This window comes from Methylobrevis albus, assembly GCF_015904235.1.
Taxonomy (GTDB): domain Bacteria; phylum Pseudomonadota; class Alphaproteobacteria; order Rhizobiales; family Pleomorphomonadaceae; genus Methylobrevis_A; species Methylobrevis_A albus.
The window spans coordinates 65,674-82,235 of record NZ_JADZLT010000041.1 but is presented as its reverse complement, the minus strand read 5'-3'; the positions used below and the strand labels follow the sequence as shown (position 1 = coordinate 82,235).

Below are 16,562 nucleotides of genomic sequence, written 5' to 3'. Positions count from 1 at the left end.
CGACGACCGGGACCAAGATGCAAGACAGCGAGACGACGGCCGCCGCGATCGAGACGGCGATCGACGCCGGCCGCAAGGTGGTGATCTTCACCGACGGCGCCTGCTCGGGTAATCCCGGCCCCGGCGGCTGGGGCGCCATCCTCGGCTTCGGCGACGTCGAGAAGGAGCTCTGCGGCGGCGAGCCGGACACCACCAACAACCGCATGGAACTGATGGCGGCGATCGCGGCGCTGACGGCGCTAAAGCGCCCGTGCACCGTCGAGATCCACACCGATTCGCAGTATGTGAAGGGCGGCATCTCGAGCTGGATCCACAACTGGAAGCGCAACGGCTGGCGCACGGCCGACCGCAAGCCGGTCAAGAACGCCGAGCTCTGGCAGGCGCTCGAGGAGCAGCGCCTGCGCCACACCGTGACCTGGCACTGGGTCCGCGGCCACGCCGGCCATCCGATGAACGAGCGCGCCGACGCGCTGGCGCGCGAGGGGATGCGGCCGTTCCTGAAGCGGCGCGGCGGGCTGCCCGCCGCAGGCGGTGGAGAGGCCGGGTGAACACGGAGACGGTGCCGGCTTTCGGCGGCCCCGAGCCGGTCGCCCCGGTGACGCGGCATGTCCAGGTGGTCGCCAACCCGACCGCCGGCGGCTTCCGCTTCCAGACACTCGACCGGCTGGTGGCGCGTCTCGACGATCTCGGCGTGCGCACAGACGTGCGGCTGACGCGGCAGGCCGGTGAACTCGTCGAGATCGCGCGCGGCCTGTCGCCGACCGTGGATACGCTGGTGGTCGGCGGCGGCGACGGCTCGATCAACGAGGCGGTGCGCGGGCTCGTCGACCGGCCCGCGGCGCCACCGGCGCTGGCGATCCTGCCCTTCGGCACCGCCAACGTCCTTGCCGCCGAACTCTCGCTGCCGTTCGCCGCGCACCGCATCGCCGAGTCGATCGTCGCGCGAAAGATCGCGCCGCTCTATCTCGGCCGCATCGGCGACCGACCGTTCCTGCTGATGGCCTCGGCCGGCTTCGACGCCGCCGTGGTGCACGGGGTCGATCCGAAACTGAAGCGCCGGATCGGCAAGCTAGCCTATGTGGCGGCGATCTTCCGCCTCGCCTTCCGCCGCGACCGGCCGGACGTCATCGTCACCGCCGACGGCGAGACCTTCACCTGCCGGATCGCGGTCGCCACCACCGCGCGCTGCTACGGCGGACCGCTGACCCTGACGCCGCACACCGGCGTGACCGTGCCGGGCCTCCGCCTCGTCACGGTCGACGACGACCGCCCCCTCGCCCTGCTCAAGGCCGGGGTCATGCTGGGGCTCGGCCGCCTCGCGCGCCTCTCCGGCGTCACCGACCGTGCCGTGGTGAAGGTGCGCTTCGCCGGTGCCGACGTGGAAATGCAGGTCGACGGCGACCCGATCGCCCCGACGAACGGCTCGATCGAGGCGCATCCGCGCGTGCTCAGTATCATCACGGCCTGACAACAGGCGCCGGCCCGACGGGCCCCGACTGGCATTGTCTTCGGAAGGTTCGCTCAGGCCCGGCGGCGCGCCGACGTCGGCGGGCGCGCGCCCGGGCGCACCGCGGTGCGGGTCAGGCAATCCTCGTGCGGGGCGATCTGCTCGATCAGCAGTTCCGCCGCGCGCTCGCCGACCGCGCCGGGCTCGGTCACGACGAGCAGGCCGTCGGCCGTCGCGGCCAGCGCCGGGAGGTCGCGGTCGAAGCCGGCCGCCGGACCCTCGACGACCACCGCGTCGAACTTGACCTTCAGCGCCGTCAGCACCGCCGGCAGTGCGGGATGGGAAAGGTAGTCGAAGGCGGTGCCGTCCGCGTCCGGCACGCCGGCCGGCAGCACCAGCAGGCCGCGCTCGTCGACCGTCAGCGCCGAGAGGGGAAGATCGCCGCGCATCAGGTCGCGCAGGCCCGGCGTGTCGTCGCGCACGATGCTGCCGTCGGGCGCGACCGCGTCGGTGGTGAGCAGCACGGTCGAGACGCCCGCCGCCGCGGTTACCGCGGCGACCGCCACCGCGACGTCGCGGCCCCCGGCGCGCGAGGTCGCCGGGGCGATCACGAGTTCCGCAAAGCGGCTGTCGTCCTCGCCGCCACGGGCGAACAGCACCGCCCAGGGCAGCGCGATCATTTCGAGCGCGTCGTCGAAGCCCGCGTGATCGGCGGTCTCCGGGACGTCGCTGTCGACATCCGGCAGGTCCGGCGCGGCGGCGACGGCCGGCGAAGCGTCGTCCAGCACCGGTTCGGGGCGCACCGGCGTGCCGAGTTCGGCGCGGCGACGGCGAAAGCGGTCGCGCAGTTGCATCCGGCGCGAGCGCCGTTCGGGCGTCTCGTCGGCCGCGCGCGGCGCGGCGGGCGTCGGCGCCGCGGCAACCGGCACGGCCTTCGCCGGAGCCGCCGGGGCGGACGCCACCGGACCCGACATCGTGGCGGCGGCGCGCGGCGCCCGCTCGCCGCGGCGAAGGATGCCCGCGGCGGACAGCGCCTCGCCGACCAGCGCCGAACCGAAGCCCGCCACCGTGCCGAGCATCAGCGCCGCGGCGCCGAGGATCACCGGGCTCATGCGGGTCGACTTGATCGGCGGCGCGGCGCGCGAGACGATCCGCGCCTCGGACTTCGTCAGCGAGCTCTGCTCGTTGGTCGACTTGAAGCGGGCGAGAAACTCTTCGTAGATCTGCCGGTTGGCATCGGCCTCGCGCACGAGGCCGCGCAGGCGCACCGACGCTTCGTCGACGGCCGAGGCGTTGCGCTCGAGCTCCGCAAGGCGGGTCTCCAGCGCCCGCTGCTGGTCGCGCGCGGCATCGGCAGCGCGGCCGGTCTGGTCGACCTGGCGGCCGACTTCCGCGGTGATCTGGCGCTCGAGGCTCGTTGCCTGGACGCGCAGGGACTGCAGGCGGGGATGGCGCTCGCCATAGGTGAGTTGCAGTTCGGCCATCTGGCGCACGACCTGGGCATGCTGCAGCCGGAGGTCGGAGAGGACGTTCGACGAGGTTTCCTGCGCGCCCTCCGACAGCGGGTCGGCCGCGCCGATTCGCGCCTGGTCGTAGCGGGCGCGGGCCTGCTCGGCCTGGCTGCGGGCGAGTGCCACCTGCTGCACGAGGTCGGAGAGTTCCTGCTCGCGCACGGTGGCGTTGTTGCCGGCATCGACGATGCCGAACTCGGCCCGGGCGGCGGCGACGGCCGCCTCGGATTTCCGCACCGCCTCGGCGAGCGCGGTCAGCCGGGTGCGCAGCCAGTCGGCCGCTTCGGTCGCGGCCTCGACGCGCATGCCCGACTGCTCGGCGACGAAGGTCTCGGCGATCGTGTTGGCGTAACGGGCAGCCTTCTCGCGGTCGTTCGACGTGAAGCTGACCTCGACGACATAGGTGATGCCGCGCCGGGCGATATAGATCCGCTCGCGGAACCGCTCCAGCATGGCATTGCGGCTCGGCATGGTGCCGAACATGGAACGCTGGTTGAACTCCGGGTCGTCGACGATGCCGAGCTTGTCGAACAGCGGCGCCACGAAGCCGTCGGAGGCCGAGACCTGCACGATGCTCTCGAGCGCCACCGCATCCGAACCGATGCCGGGCAGCACGTCTTCCTGCAGCGTGACGCGCGGCGTGCGCGGGTCGACGAGGATCAGGGCGGTGGCGGCGTAGCGGACCGGCATCATGAGGAAGGCGACGACGGCCAGCGCCAGGGCAATGCCCGCGAAGACCGCGGCCCGGCGCCAATAGCGCTGAACGAACCGCACGATGGCGGCCGGATCGACCAGACCAGCGTCCGTCGCGGCCCGCCCCGGTGCCGGATCTTCCCATGTCTGACTGGCCGTACCCTGGCTCATCATCGGTTCCCGGATCGATCCTCGACTCGGGGGACGGTCGCTGCGGCAAGGAGCCGGCGCGCGGCGTCCCGCGAAATGGCGCGTGGCATCCGGCAGGCCGGAATGACGCACTGCCAGATCAGCACGCCGACGATTAAGATTCGGTTGACCATAGCGCTATTTGGCTCGGCCGCAGGGGCATGCGGCGGCTGACAACAGGTCCTTAATGCGAAAGGGCTTCAATGGCCCGAGCCGGCAGCCGCAACCGCCGCAGGATCGCACATGCCACACCCCGTCGCCTCCGCGGCGTCCTCGACGGAGGATCGCATCGGCCTCGCCGTCGCCGACCTCGGCCGGCGCTATACGCACGCCTTCGCGATGCTGGCGGTCGCCTTCATCGTGACGGCGCTGCCGATCGTCGTCAGTGAGGTCAACAAGGGCATCGCCATCGCCGCCTGCGCCCTGGTGGCGTTGATCACCGTCAACTTCCTGCCGAAGACCGTGCCCGTCGTCTTCGTCGTCTCGGTGATTTTCCAGAACCTGTTCGTGGCGCTGGTCTCGCCCTACGTCACCGACAAGAACGATCTCAACTTCGTCCGCGGCTTCAATTTCCTCACCATCGTCATCTTCTTCCTGTTCTGCTGGCTCTACACGCTCTACCACCGCGATCGGTTCAACCGGCCGTTCCTTATCTTCTTCTACGGCAGCACCATCGCCCTGGTCACCATCGGGCTCTATTTCGGCTACGGCGCCGCGAAGTCGCCGGCCGGCGCGGTGATCTACCTGCGCAACATCGCGCTGCCGATGATGATCTTCCAGATCTCGCTCGTCGTCGCCTACAGCTTCCGACCGAACGTCACCACCGCGATCACCTGCGTCGCACTGATCGTGATGGGCTGCGGCTATCTGGAGCTGTTCTTCCGGCAGGAGTGGTTCGACCTCACCAATTCCGAGGTTTACTGGTATCTCAACGCCACCGATTTCCGCGAAAGTGGCGCCTACGAGTCGATCGCGCGCCAGTACCGGCAGGTCTACACCGGCGTTCTCGACAATTTCCGCGTCGTGCTGTTCAACACCGCGCTGCTGAAGGATCTCGAGATCGAGGTGCTGCGCCTCAACGGGCCGAACTTCCATTCGATCAGCTTCGCCTATTCGGCCGGCTTCCTGGCGCTGTTCCTGTTCGCCGCCGGCCGCTGGGTGCTGTTCGCGCTGATGCTGCCGCTGCTGATCTTCGCCAGCGCCAAGGGCGCGATGATCGTGCTGATCGTGACGCTGACGATGGTCACGGCGAGCCGCTTCTTCCAGGGCTGGCTGGTGTTCGCCGGCTTCATCGGGTTGATGGCGCTCTACATCCCCTTCGTCATCATCAGCGGCCTCAGCCACGGCGACTATCACGTGCTCGGCCTGATCGGCGGCATCAACGGCTTTCTCGGCAATCCGGTCGGCCACGGCATCGGCTCGGGCGGCAATCTCGCCACCAACTTCGGCACCCTCGACTGGAGCGCCGCACAGGCGCAGGGCGAAACGGCGGGCGCGGTCGAGAGCGCCATCGGCGTGCTGCTGTTCCAGATGGGCATCGCCGCCTTCGTGGTGATCGGCTTCTACCTTTACGTCGCCTGGACGGTCTGGCGGCTCTACGACCGCTACAAGATCCCGCAATTCGGCGTCGCCGGTTACGGACTGTTCGTCATCCTCGTGAACGGATTGTTTCAGGAGGAGGCGCTATTTTCTCCATTGTCGCTCGGTCTGATGGTCGCCTTCGCGGGGCTCATCCTCGGCTCGGCGGCACGCACGGGCGCACTGGACAGCGTGCTCGCGCGCCGTCGAGGGCGGCCGGCCGAGGCCGGCGGAGTAGCAGCATGAGCATTGAGGGAACGGTGGCCGTCGACGACGGCGCGGCAGGCAGGCCGCCCGGATCGGGTCCGACGGGAACCGTCGCCCGGCTGCGCCGCCTCGTCTCCGACCGGTCGCACCGCGCGATCTTCGGCACCCTCGTGCTCAAGGTCGGCAGCGCCGCCGCCTCCTTCCTGATGCTGTCGCTCTGCGCCCGCGCCATGGGCGAATTCGAATTCGGCCGCTTCGCCATGTGGTTCAGCGTCGTCTCGCTACTCTCCGTTGTCGCGGTGTTCGGGCAGGAACTCCTCATCGTCCGCGCCTGGAACGAGTACACCGCGGCGAAGCAGCCGGGGCTTGCCAAGGGCGCGCTGGTCTTCGGCTTCGCGATCTCGATCGGCGCCGGCGTGCCGATCGGCCTCGCCGTGTTCGGCTTCGAGATGCTGCGCGAGGGCGACCTCTGGCTCGCCATCGGCCTCGCCGCCTTCCTGATCCTGCACACGCTGCTGCTGTTCACCACCCACGCCGCCCGCGCGATCGTCAGCATCTTCGTCGGCGACGCCCACCGCGAGATCACCTGGCGCTTCGTCGTCGTCCTGGCGATGGGCACCGCGCTGGCGACGGGGGTGGCCGCCACGGCCGGCAGCTTCTTCCTCGTCGCCGCCGCCGGCATCGCCGTGTCGGTGTCGATCCAGCTCGTCGCGATCGCCCGCAAGTTCCCGGCCGACGCCCGGGCCGCCCGCTCCGAGTTCGACGAGAAGAGCTGGGTGCCGCGGTCGTTCAAGATGTGGCTATCGGCGATCATGGAATCGATCAACCAGTACGTCGAGGTGCTGGTGATCGGCCTGCTGATCGACCCGGTCGCCGCCGGCGCCTATTTCGTCGCGTCGCGCCTCGCCAACAGCTTCGCCATGGCCGCCGACGGGATCAACACCTTCGGCACCCGCCACATTCCGCGGCTCTATTTTGCCGGCGAGACCGCGGAACTCGGCCGCACCATGCGGTCGATGGCGATGTTCACCGCCCTCATCGTCGCCTGCGGCCTGCTCGCCGTCATCTTCGGCGGCCACCTGATGCTGTGGATCTTCGGCGAGCAGTACATGAGCCAGTACCCGCTGCTGCTGATCCTCTCGATCGGCACCGCCGCGGTCGCCGCCGCCGGCCCCGCACCGTCGATCCTGCTGCTCACCGGCCACGAGGGCCGCTATCTCGCGGTGATCGCCGCCGGTGTGGCGCTGCGCTGCGCCGGCTTCTTCGTGCTGATCCCCTGGCTCGGCGTGATCGGCGCGGCGATCGCCACCGCCGTCTCCTTCGTCGCCATCACCACGCTGCTCAACATCCAGTGCCGCCGCCTAACCGGGCTCGATCCGTCGGTCCGGCAGCTGTTCCGCCCGGCAATGCCGGCCTGATCGGAACGGGCCCTGCCCTTCCGGTCCGCGCAAGGATCCAGACCATGACAGCCCGCACCACTCCCCGCATCCTGATGATCCAGACCCAGGCGGAAAACGCCGGGGCGCAGGAGATCGCGCGGCTGCTCGCGGGCGGCCTCGGCACGCGCGGCTACGAGGTGCACCAGCTGTTCTTCTACCGGCGCACCGGCGGCTTCGACAACGTGCCGAACACGCGCTTCTGCGCGCTCGACCGCCCGGGCACGCCACTCGCCTTCGGCCGCTTCCTCTGGCGGCTGCTCTCCGAGATCCGCCGCGTGAAGCCGGACGTTGTGCTGACCTTCCAGCACTACGGCAACTTCTTCGGCACCCCGTTCGCCCGCCTCGCCGGCGTGCCCGTCATCGTTGCCAACCAGAACTCGGCGCCGGAGATGATGAACCGCGTCGTGCGGCTGGTCGACCGCTGGTCGGGCAGCTACGGCCTCTACGACGCAAACGTCACCAATTCACACGACACCGAGCGCGAGTTCGCGCACCACCCCGCCGCCTATCGCCGCCGCCTCGTCCATATCCCGCACGGCTTCCAGAACAAGACCTCGTCGCTTTCGGAAGGCGCCGCCCGGGCGCAGTTCGGCCTGCCGCAGGGCGTGCCGCTGCTCGGCACCGTCGCCCGGCTCAACCCGCTGAAGCAGATCGATGCGGCGATCCGGATCCTGCCGAAGCTGCCGGGTGTCCACCTCGCCTCCGCCGGCCAGGGCCCCGACCGCGAACGCCTGCTCGGCGTCGCCGCCGAAGTCGGCGTCGCCGACCGGTTCCACCTCGTCGGCGAGGTCGAGGCCGAGCGCGTCGGCGAGTTCCTCGCCGCGCTCAACGTCTTCCTGTTTCCCTCGCGCTCGGAGACCTTCGGGCTCGCCGGCGTCGAGGCCGCCCAGACCGGTCTCCCCGTCGTCGCCAACGACATGCCGGTGCTACGCGAGGTGCTGGAAACCGAGGGCGAACCCTGCGCGCTGTTCGTCGACGCCAGCGACACCGAGGCGTTTGCAGCGACCGTCGGGGGCCTGCTCGCCGATCCGGTGCTCGCCGGCAAGCTGTCGCGGGCAGGCAAGCGTCTCGAGCAGCGCTATTCGCTCGATGCCATGGTCGACGGCTATGTGAAGGTGATCGAAGGGCTGCGTTCAGGCGCCCCGCAGCGGGCGACCACCGACGTCCGCACCGCATGAGGGTCCTGCTCCGGATCGATGCGGCGCGCACCCGCCGCTGGACCGTGCGCCTCGCCGAGCGGCTCGCGGCCGTTCGCGGCATCGACCTCAGGGTCGAGGCGGCCCCCGGCACCCCGCCGGCGTCCGCCGTGTCGCTCCTGCTCGCCTTCGAGCGCATGGTGCTGCATCGCAGCCGCCCCGGCGCCGCGGATGCGGCCGAGTTGCCCGCCTCTCCCGCCGACGACGGCGCCCCCGACCTCGTGATCGACCTCGCCGGCCTGTCACTCCCGGCCGGCACCGCGGCGCTGCAGGTGCTCTACGACGGTGCCACCGGCGAGGACGCGCTGTTCGCCAGCGTGCTTGGCGGCCGGCTGCCGCTGATCGAGATCATCGACGAACACGGCGTCGTCCGCGGCCGCGCCAACCCTTCGCCCGAGACCGCCGGCGGCCTGTCGGGCGGCATCGACGCGGTGTCGGCGCGGGTCGTCACCCTGCTGGAAAAGATCGTCCGCGAGCACCTGACCGGCCGGACACCGGCTCGGCTGGACCGAACCTCGCCTCCCCTGCTGCAGCCCCGCCCCGTGCCACTGTTCGCCGCGCGCAACCTCGCCGCTACCGCAGTCAGGGCGCTCTACCGGCTCTGCTGCCACGCGCCGCACTGGCGGATCGGCTGGCGGCTGCACGACGGGCCGGGGGTGCTGGAGACCGGCGATCTCTCCGGTCCCCGCTGGCAGGTGCTCGCCGATCCGGGCGACCATTTCTACGCCGACCCGGTGCCGGTGGTGTGGCAGGGCCGCACGGTGCTGTTCTTCGAGGATCTCGATCATCGCCACGGCAAGGGCGTGATCTCGGGCGTCGAGTTCGGCCCGGAGGGCCCGGTCGGCCCGGTGTTTCCGGTGCTCGAAGACCCGTGGCACCTCTCCTATCCATTCCTGATCGAGCACGGCGGCGCGCTCTACATGATTCCGGAGACGACCGGCAACCGCGACGTCGCGGTCTATCGCTGCGCCGAGTTCCCCGGTCGCTGGGAGCGCTGCGCCGTGCTGCTCTCAGGGCTCGAGGCCGCCGACGTGACGATCACGGCGCAAAGCGGGCGCCAGTGGATGTTCACCGCCACCCGGGACGACGCCGGCGGCTGGTCCGACACGCTGTCGCTGTTCCACGCGCCCGATCTCTTCGGCCCGTGGCAGGCGCATCCGCTGAACCCGGTGCTGATCGACCGCGACAGTGCGCGCCCCGCCGGCAACATGGTCAGGATCGGCGGCCGGCTGATCCGCCCGGTGCAGGACTGCTCCGGAGGCTATGGTTCCGCGCTCGGGCTCGCCGAGGTGACGCGGCTCGATCCGGAGGGATTTGCGCAGGAGATGAGGTCGATCGTTCGTCCCGGCCCGCGCTGGCCGGGACGCAAGCTGCACACGCTGAACCGCGCCGGTCGGCTCGAGGTGATCGACGGAACCACCTACCGTCCGAAGCTGCCGGCACTGGCGAAAATCGCCGACCGGCGCTTCGCACCGCGGGGGTAAGGCGGACGCCGGTCGAAGACTCGACCGACGTTCCCGACGGTTGTTGTCGCCAGCCCGATCAGGACGCGTTGGCGGGGCAGAGCGCGAGGATCTCCTGGATCGTCTTGCCACCGCCGCCGGGAACGGACGTATTGCACCCCTCCCCCGGCTTGCATTCGGCCATCACGGCCTTCTGGGCGACCGCGTTCGGGAACGAGATGCGGGAGAACTGCACTTCAAGGAAATCGCGGCCGTTCCGCTTGGTGAAGACGCCATGACCGTCACCGCGGTTGGTCATCGCCAGTCCCACCAGCCCGAACTGGACGATCCCTTTCGAGACGCTGCCGATGACGCGCAGGCAATAGGTCTGCGGCTGGGCCTGCGGGTACTGCTTCGAGCCACGCATGTACTGGACGGCGCGGCCGACGAAATTGCCGTTGTCGTTGTGCGTGATCTCGAGCACGGTCTGCAGGCTGACCCGTTCGACCTTGGGAGCAGTGTTCTCGCGCTCGATATAGGAATTGAGCGCCGCCAGGCTCGAGGCCTGGACATACCAGACACTGCCGCGGGCCGGCTCGCCGGCCGCCGCCTCTGACGAAAGCGCCCCGGTCAAGGCGACGAAACCCAGTCCGGCGGCGAGAACCGCATCACGAATCCGCATGGTATTGCCCCCTCGATGGGTCGGCGCGACGCCGCCCTCTTTGATGACTCAATTCTTAACGCAGGCGGATTTTGTTTTAAATGGAAACAGTATTTCGTGATTTCCCAAGTATAATTAACCTTACGGGTAAAGGTTACCTTCGCGCCGAGAGGCGCCCGCGTCGATCGGTCGGGATCCATTCCGGGCCGCCCGCCTGCGCGCCGGATCGACCTGATCCACCATTGACAATTCCGATCACCTGATAGAGTTTCCCGTAGTCGGTCGGCTTCGGTCGCCGGCACCACGCCGCATCCCGTGCGGCGCACGAAGACCGCCGAGCGGGAGAGACCGGTCAGCCCTCGATGGGCGAAGCCGGCGCCGAAGGAGCAACCGCCCCGGAAACTCTCAGGCAGAAGGACCGCTCTCGGCGAGCGACACTCTGGAAAGCGACGGCCGGTCCAACGGCCGTCCACCGACGGAGTAACCGCGAGGCAGGTGAACTGCCGCGGGAATCTCTCAGGTTTCCTGACAGAGGGGGCGTTCCAGGACTCCGGATGCCCGGAGTCCGACGCAACCCTCGACGGGAGACCCGCGCGCGATGTCCGCTGCCGACAGTGATCCGACCGACCTCCGCACCACCCCGCTCGATGCGCGCCACCGCGCCCTCGGTGCCCGCATGGTGCCGTTCGCGGGCTATGCGATGCCGGTGCAGTACGCCGGCATCCTCGCCGAGCATCTGCACACCCGCGACAAGGCCGGCCTGTTCGACGTCTCGCACATGGGCCAGGTGTTCCTCGTCGGCCCGGACCACGCCACGACGGCGGCCGCGCTGGAAGCGCTGGTCCCCGCCGACATCGTGAACCTCGCCCCGGGCGCCCAGCGCTACAGCCAGTTTCTGACCGAGACCGGCGGCATCGTCGACGACCTGATGATCCACCGCTCGGCCGACCCGGCGGACGATGGCCGCCTGTTCCTCGTCGTCAACGCCGGCCGCAAGGAGATCGACTACGCGCTGCTGCGCGCCCATCTGCCGCCTGCCGTTGCCGTCGAGGTGGCGGACGACCGCGCGCTGCTCGCGCTGCAGGGGCCGCTCGCCGTCACCGTGCTCACCCGCTCCGGCGCCGATGTCACCGGCATGCCGTTCATGACCGCCGGCCCGGCCACCATCGCCGGCATCCCGTGCCACGTCAGCCGCTCCGGCTACACCGGCGAGGACGGCTTCGAGATTTCCGTGCTGGCGACCCGCGCGGGCGAGCTTTGGGACGCGCTGCTCGCCGAGCCCGAGGTCGCGCCCGTCGGGCTCGGTGCGCGCGATTCGCTGCGGCTCGAGGCCGGCCTCTGCCTGCACGGCCACGACATCAACGAGACCACGACGCCGGTCGAGGCGAACCTCGTCTGGTCGATCCAGAAGCGCCGCCGCGCCGAGGGCGGCTTCCGCGGCGACGGCGTCGTGCTGCGCGAGATCGCCGAGGGGCCGAAGCGCCGCCGCGTCGGCTTGCGGCTCGAAGGCCGGGCGCCGGCGCGCGAGGGCACGCCGATCCTCTCGGCCGCAGGGGCCGACATCGGCACCGTCACCTCGGGCGGCTTCGGCCCCAGCGTCGGTGCCCCAATCGCCATGGGCTACGTCGCCGCCGCCTTCGCGGCGCCCGGAACCCCTGTGCAGCTCCTCGTGCGCGGCAAGCCGCTCGCCGCCACCGTCGCCGCCCTCCCCTTCGTCCCGGCCCGCTTCGTGCGCAAGCCCGCCTGACCCATCCTCCCCGACCAGCAGGACAGATCGATGCCCGTTTACTTCACGACCGACCACGAATGGATCGCCGTCGACGGCGACATCGCCATGATCGGCATCACCAATTACGCCCAGTCCGCCCTCGGCGACGTCGTCTACGTCGAGCTCCCCGCGGTCGGAAAGACCTTTGCAAAAGGCGACGAGGCGGCGGTGGTCGAATCGGTCAAGGCGGCGAGCGAGGTCTACGCCGCGGTCTCCGGCACCGTCACCGAGGTCAACGACGCGCTCGTCGACGAGCCGGCCAAGGTCAACGCCGCGCCCGAGACCGACGGCTGGTTCCTGAAGCTGAAGCTCGCCGACCCCGCCGAGCTCGATGGCCTCATGAGCCGCTCCGCCTATGACGACTACTGCGAAAGCCTCTGACGGCAGCAAGGCCAGCCCATGCGCTACCATCCCCTCACCGCCGACGACCGCGCCGCCATGCTGGCGGCGATCGGCACCGGTTCGGTCGACGACCTCTTCGCCGCGATCCCCGCCGACAAGCGGGTGGACGGCCTCCTCAACCTGCCGCGCGGCGCGACCGAGCTTTCCGTCGAACGCACGCTCGGCCGCATGGCGGCGAAGAACGTGCCGGCCGGCTCGGTGCCGTTCTTCGTCGGCGCCGGCGCCTACAAGCACCACGTGCCGGCGACCGTCGACCACCTGATCCAGCGGTCGGAGTTTCTCACGGCCTATACGCCGTACCAGCCGGAAGTCTCGCAAGGCACGCTGCAGGTGCTGTTCGAGTTCCAGACCCAGGTCGCCCGCCTCACCGGCATGGAGGTCGCCAACGCCTCGATGTACGACGGCTCGACCGGCACCGCCGAGGCGGTGCTGATGGCGCACCGGCTGACGCGGCGCTCGAAGGCCGTCGTCTCCGGCGGCCTGCATCCGCACTACCGCGGCGTCGTGCGCACCGTCACCACGATGTCCGGCGGCACGGTCTCCGACCTTCCCCCGGATCCCGAAGGCACCGAGGACATTCTCGCCGCGATCGACGACACCACCTCCTGCGTCGTGGTGCAGTCGCCGTCGTTCTACGGCCACCTCGTTGATCTCCGCCCGATCGCCGAGAAGGCGCACGCGCACGGCGCGCTGCTGGTCGCCGTGTTCACGGAGGTCGTCGCTCTCGGCCTGATCGAGCCGCCGGGCGCGCAAGGGGCGGACATTGTCGTCGGCGAGGGCCAGTCGCTCGGCAACGCGCTCTCCTTCGGCGGGCCTTATGTCGGCCTGTTCGCGACCCGGGAAAAATTCGTGCGCCAGATGCCGGGCCGGCTCTGCGGCGAGACCGTCGACGCCGACGGCCAGCGCGGCTTCGTGCTGACGCTGTCCACCCGTGAGCAGCACATCCGCCGCGACAAGGCGACGTCGAACATCTGCACCAACGCCGGCCTCTGCGCGACGGCGTTCTCGATCCACATGTCGATGCTCGGCGGCGCGGGGCTCGAGAAGCTCGCCCGGCTCAACCACGCCAACGCCGTGAAGCTCGCGGGCCTGCTTACCGCGATCCCCGGCGTCGAGGTGCTGAACGACAGCTTCTTCAACGAGTTCACCATCCGCGTCCCCGGCGACGCGGCGGCGATCGTCGAGCAGCTTGCCGGCCGCGGCATTCTCGCCGGCGTCCCCGCCACCCGCCTGGAACCCCGCCACCCCGAGCTCTCCGACCTCCTCGTCGTCGCCTCCACCGAGGTGAATACCGACGAGGACCGGGCGGCGTTCGCGGCGGCGCTGGCCGAGGTGCTGGGGTGATGGCGGGCGCTGCCTCGCAACCCTCCCTCCCCCTTGTGGGGAGGGTGGCCCGGCCAACGGCCGGGTCGGGAGGGGGCAGCGGCGCCGATCACGACCACCGGACTCAACCGAGAGGCTGCACCCCTCCCGGCTCGCTTCGCTCGCCACCCTCCCCACGAGGGGGAGGGATCGCTGCAGCGGCAGCCGCATCAGGATCGAGGTTCGCATGACCATGAATACCCAGGGCCGCCCCACTGCCCCGACCGCTTCTGCCCCCCTCCCCGCCAGCCCGACCTTCACCGGCAACCGCGGCCTCGACATCGCGGAACCGCTGATCTTCGAGGTCGGCCGGCGTGAGGTCTCCGGCGTCGACATCGAGGACGCCGGCGAGACCCCGTTCCGCCTCGGCGGCCATGCGCGGAAAACCCCGCTCGACCTGCCGGGGCTCACCGAGCCCGAGACGATGCGGCACTACGTGCGCCTCTCGACGCAGAACTATGCGATCGACCTCGGCCTCTATCCGCTCGGCTCGTGCACGATGAAGCACAACCCGCGGCTCAACGAGAAGATGGCGCGGCTGCCGGGCTTTGCCGACGTGCACCCGCTGCAGCCGCTCGGCACGGTTTCCGGCGCGATCGAGCTCGTCGCCGAGTGTGGCCGGTGGCTGCTCGAGATGACCGGCATGGCCTCGGTGGCGATGAGCCCGAAGGCCGGCGCGCATGGCGAGATGTGCGGCATGGCGGCGATCAAGGCCGCGATCAAGGCGCGCGGCGAGGACCGCACCATCGTGCTGGTGCCTGAATCGGCGCACGGCACCAATCCGGCGACCGCCGCCCAGCTCGGCTTCAAGGTCGTGTCGATCCCGGCCCGCGCCGACGGCACCGTCGACCCGGAGGCCGTCAAGGCGAAGCTGTCGCCGCAGGTGGCGGCGATCATGCTGACCAACCCGAACACCTGCGGCCTGTTCGAGCGCGACATCGTCGCCATCGCCGAGGCGGTGCACGCGGCCGGCGCCTACTTCTATGCCGACGGCGCCAACTTCAACGCGATCGTCGGCAAGACGCGCCCGGGCGACCTCGGCGTCGACGCCATGCACATCAACCTGCACAAGACCTTCTCGACGCCGCACGGCGGCGGCGGGCCGGGCGCCGGGCCCGTCGTGCTCTCCGACAAGCTCGCCCCCTTCGCCCCCGTGCCCTTCGTGCGCTTTGCCGACGACGGCTCGGCCGAGTTCGTCGAGACGCGCAAGCAGGCGGCGGGCAGCGCGACGCCGTTCGGCCGCATCACCGCTTTCCACGGCCAGATGGGCATGTTCGTGCGCGCGCTGTCCTACATGCTCGCCCACGGCGCCGACGGGCTCCGGCAGGCGTCGGAGGACGCCGTGCTCAACGCCAACTACGTCAAGGCGCAGCTCATGGACGTGATGACCCTGCCGTTCGGCGACGTGCCGGTGATGCACGAGGTGCTGTTCGACGACCGCTTCCTCGAGGGCACCGGCGTCACCACGCTCGATTTCGCCAAAGCGATGATCGACGAGGGCTTCCACCCGATGACGATGTATTTCCCGCTCGTCGTGCACGGCGCGCTGCTGATCGAGCCGACGGAATCGGAATCGAAGGCCGGCCTTGACCAGTTCGTCGGCGCGCTCCGGCATCTGGTGGAACGGGCGAAGGCCGGCGAGGTCGAGGCGTTCAAGGCGGCGCCGGTGTTCGCGCCGCGGCGGCGGCTGGATGAGACGGCGGCGGCACGCAACCCGCGGCTCGCCTGGCGGGCGCCGGAGCCGGAGGGGCGTGTGGCGGCGGAGTGAGGGGGCTCCCCACGACGGATCTCATCCCTCCCCCTCGTGGGGCTGCGCAGCAGGCGGAGGAGACCCGCGGCTCCGTAGCAGGGGTGGCCCCGCGAAGCGGGGTCGGGAGGGGTAGCGGCGGCGCCTCGAATTCAAACGTCAGTTAAGCTGAAGCTGGTCGAATCTGCACTTGCGCACAGTTCGCGGAGAGGCCGTAACCCCTCCCGACCCCGCCTCCGGCGGGCCACCCTCCCCACAAGGGGGAGGGATGGGGTCCGTCGTGGGGCTACACCCCCCCTCACGTCAGCGGCGTCATCACCGCCTTGACGAAGGCCGGGCGGGTCTTCAGGCGCTCGTACCAGGCGGCGAGGTGCGGCAGGTCGGGGCGCTCGATGGGGAGTTCGAACCAGGCGTAGGCGACGCAGCCGAGCGGGATGTCGCCCATCGCGAAGCTCTCGCCCGAAAGATACGGCGCATCCTGCAGCGCCGCGTCGGGCATCGCGAGCAGCTTCGCCATCTGCAGACGCGCGGCGTCGATCGCGGCGAGGTCGCGTTCGGCGGGCGGGGTGCGCAGCAGGCCCCAGAACAGCGGGCGGAGCGCCGGCGCGATCGTCGTCACCGTCCAGTCCATCCACTTGTCGCCGACGGCGCGGGTGGCGGGATCCTCCGGATAGAGCGTGCCGGGCGCATAGCGCGCCGCGAGATAGCGCGTCACGGCGTTCGATTCCCAGAGCACGAGGCCGTCGTCTTCCAGCACCGGCACGAGGCCGTTCGGGTTCATCGCGCGGAACGCGGGCGAATCGACGATGCCGAAGGCGCCGCCCGCCGATTCATGATCATAGGCGACGCCGGCTTCCTCCGCCGCCCACAACGCCTTGCGCACGTTGGTCGAATTGATCCGGCCCCAGATTTTCATGGCA

The 16,562-nt window shown here is 70.2% G+C and carries 13 protein-coding genes and 1 riboswitch; of the genes, 10 read left to right on the top strand and 3 right to left on the bottom strand.

Annotated features, from left to right (window positions below; genetic code table 11):
* Window positions 1–17 precede the first annotated feature (17 nt).
* Window positions 18–548, top strand: a complete 531-nt coding sequence (gene rnhA, locus I5731_RS04840; protein ID WP_197310279.1) for a ribonuclease HI — start codon at window positions 18–20, stop codon at window positions 546–548.
* Window positions 545–1,468: a diacylglycerol/lipid kinase family protein gene (locus I5731_RS19965; protein WP_197310241.1), complete on the top strand. Its 924-nt coding sequence runs from the start codon at window positions 545–547 to the stop codon at window positions 1,466–1,468. Before rnhA ends, I5731_RS19965 begins: the two co-directional genes overlap by 4 nt.
* A 53-nt stretch (window positions 1,469–1,521) precedes the next feature.
* On the opposite strand, the gene I5731_RS04830 is transcribed toward I5731_RS19965, so the two are convergent.
* Window positions 1,522–3,822: a GumC family protein gene (locus I5731_RS04830; protein ID WP_197310240.1), complete on the bottom strand. Its 2,301-nt coding sequence runs from the start codon at window positions 3,820–3,822 to the stop codon at window positions 1,522–1,524.
* Window positions 3,823–4,083: 261 nt separating this feature from the next.
* Here I5731_RS04830 and I5731_RS04825 point away from each other — a divergent pair, with 261 nt between their 5' ends.
* The 4 genes from I5731_RS04825 to I5731_RS04810 are packed head-to-tail and all read left to right on the top strand — an operon-like array spanning window position 4,084 to window position 9,744.
* Window positions 4,084–5,664 carry a hypothetical protein gene (locus tag I5731_RS04825; RefSeq protein WP_197310239.1) on the top strand — a complete coding sequence of 527 codons (1,581 nt, stop codon included), beginning with the start codon at window positions 4,084–4,086 and terminating at the stop codon, window positions 5,662–5,664.
* On the top strand, window positions 5,661–7,043 hold the full coding sequence (locus tag I5731_RS04820; protein WP_197310238.1) for a lipopolysaccharide biosynthesis protein: 1,383 nt from the start codon (window positions 5,661–5,663) through the stop codon (window positions 7,041–7,043). The genes I5731_RS04825 and I5731_RS04820 overlap by 4 nt, the downstream gene beginning before the upstream one ends.
* Before the next feature lie 44 nt (window positions 7,044–7,087).
* On the top strand, window positions 7,088–8,242 hold the full coding sequence (locus I5731_RS04815) for a glycosyltransferase family 4 protein (RefSeq protein ID WP_197310237.1): 1,155 nt from the start codon (window positions 7,088–7,090) through the stop codon (window positions 8,240–8,242).
* Complete coding sequence (locus I5731_RS04810; protein ID WP_197310236.1) at window positions 8,239–9,744, top strand: glucosamine inositolphosphorylceramide transferase family protein; 1,506 nt, start codon at window positions 8,239–8,241, stop codon at window positions 9,742–9,744. Before I5731_RS04815 ends, I5731_RS04810 begins: the two co-directional genes overlap by 4 nt.
* Window positions 9,745–9,802: 58 nt before the next feature.
* Here the strand turns inward: I5731_RS04810 and I5731_RS04805 are convergent, their stop codons facing one another.
* The gene (locus I5731_RS04805) at window positions 9,803–10,384 is read right to left on the bottom strand and encodes a hypothetical protein (RefSeq protein WP_197310235.1); all 582 of its coding nucleotides are present in this window, start codon (window positions 10,382–10,384) and stop codon (window positions 9,803–9,805) included.
* 308 nt (window positions 10,385–10,692) lie between these two features.
* Window positions 10,693–10,794, top strand: a riboswitch (glycine riboswitch).
* Between the two features lie 167 nt (window positions 10,795–10,961).
* Between I5731_RS04805 and gcvT the strand changes: the two genes are divergently transcribed.
* From gcvT to gcvPB, 4 genes are all read left to right on the top strand, one after another.
* Window positions 10,962–12,110 carry a glycine cleavage system aminomethyltransferase GcvT gene (gene gcvT / locus I5731_RS04800; RefSeq protein WP_197310234.1) on the top strand — a complete coding sequence of 383 codons (1,149 nt, stop codon included), beginning with the start codon at window positions 10,962–10,964 and terminating at the stop codon, window positions 12,108–12,110.
* Window positions 12,111–12,140: 30 nt separating this feature from the next.
* The gene (gene gcvH, locus I5731_RS04795; RefSeq protein ID WP_197310233.1) at window positions 12,141–12,512 is read left to right on the top strand and encodes a glycine cleavage system protein GcvH; all 372 of its coding nucleotides are present in this window, start codon (window positions 12,141–12,143) and stop codon (window positions 12,510–12,512) included.
* Window positions 12,513–12,530: 18 nt separating this feature from the next.
* The gene (gene gcvPA, locus I5731_RS04790) at window positions 12,531–13,877 is read left to right on the top strand and encodes an aminomethyl-transferring glycine dehydrogenase subunit GcvPA (protein WP_197310232.1); all 1,347 of its coding nucleotides are present in this window, start codon (window positions 12,531–12,533) and stop codon (window positions 13,875–13,877) included.
* Window positions 13,878–14,082: 205 nt separating this feature from the next.
* Window positions 14,083–15,663 (top strand): aminomethyl-transferring glycine dehydrogenase subunit GcvPB, encoded by a 1,581-nt coding sequence (gene gcvPB, locus I5731_RS04785; RefSeq protein WP_197310231.1) that lies wholly within the window; start codon window positions 14,083–14,085, stop codon window positions 15,661–15,663.
* Window positions 15,664–15,940: 277 nt separating this feature from the next.
* On the opposite strand, the gene I5731_RS04780 is transcribed toward gcvPB, so the two are convergent.
* A complete protein-coding gene (locus I5731_RS04780) occupies window positions 15,941–16,558 on the bottom strand; it encodes a glutathione S-transferase family protein (protein WP_197310230.1) in 618 nt (205 codons plus the stop codon).
* Window positions 16,559–16,562 lie beyond the last annotated feature (4 nt).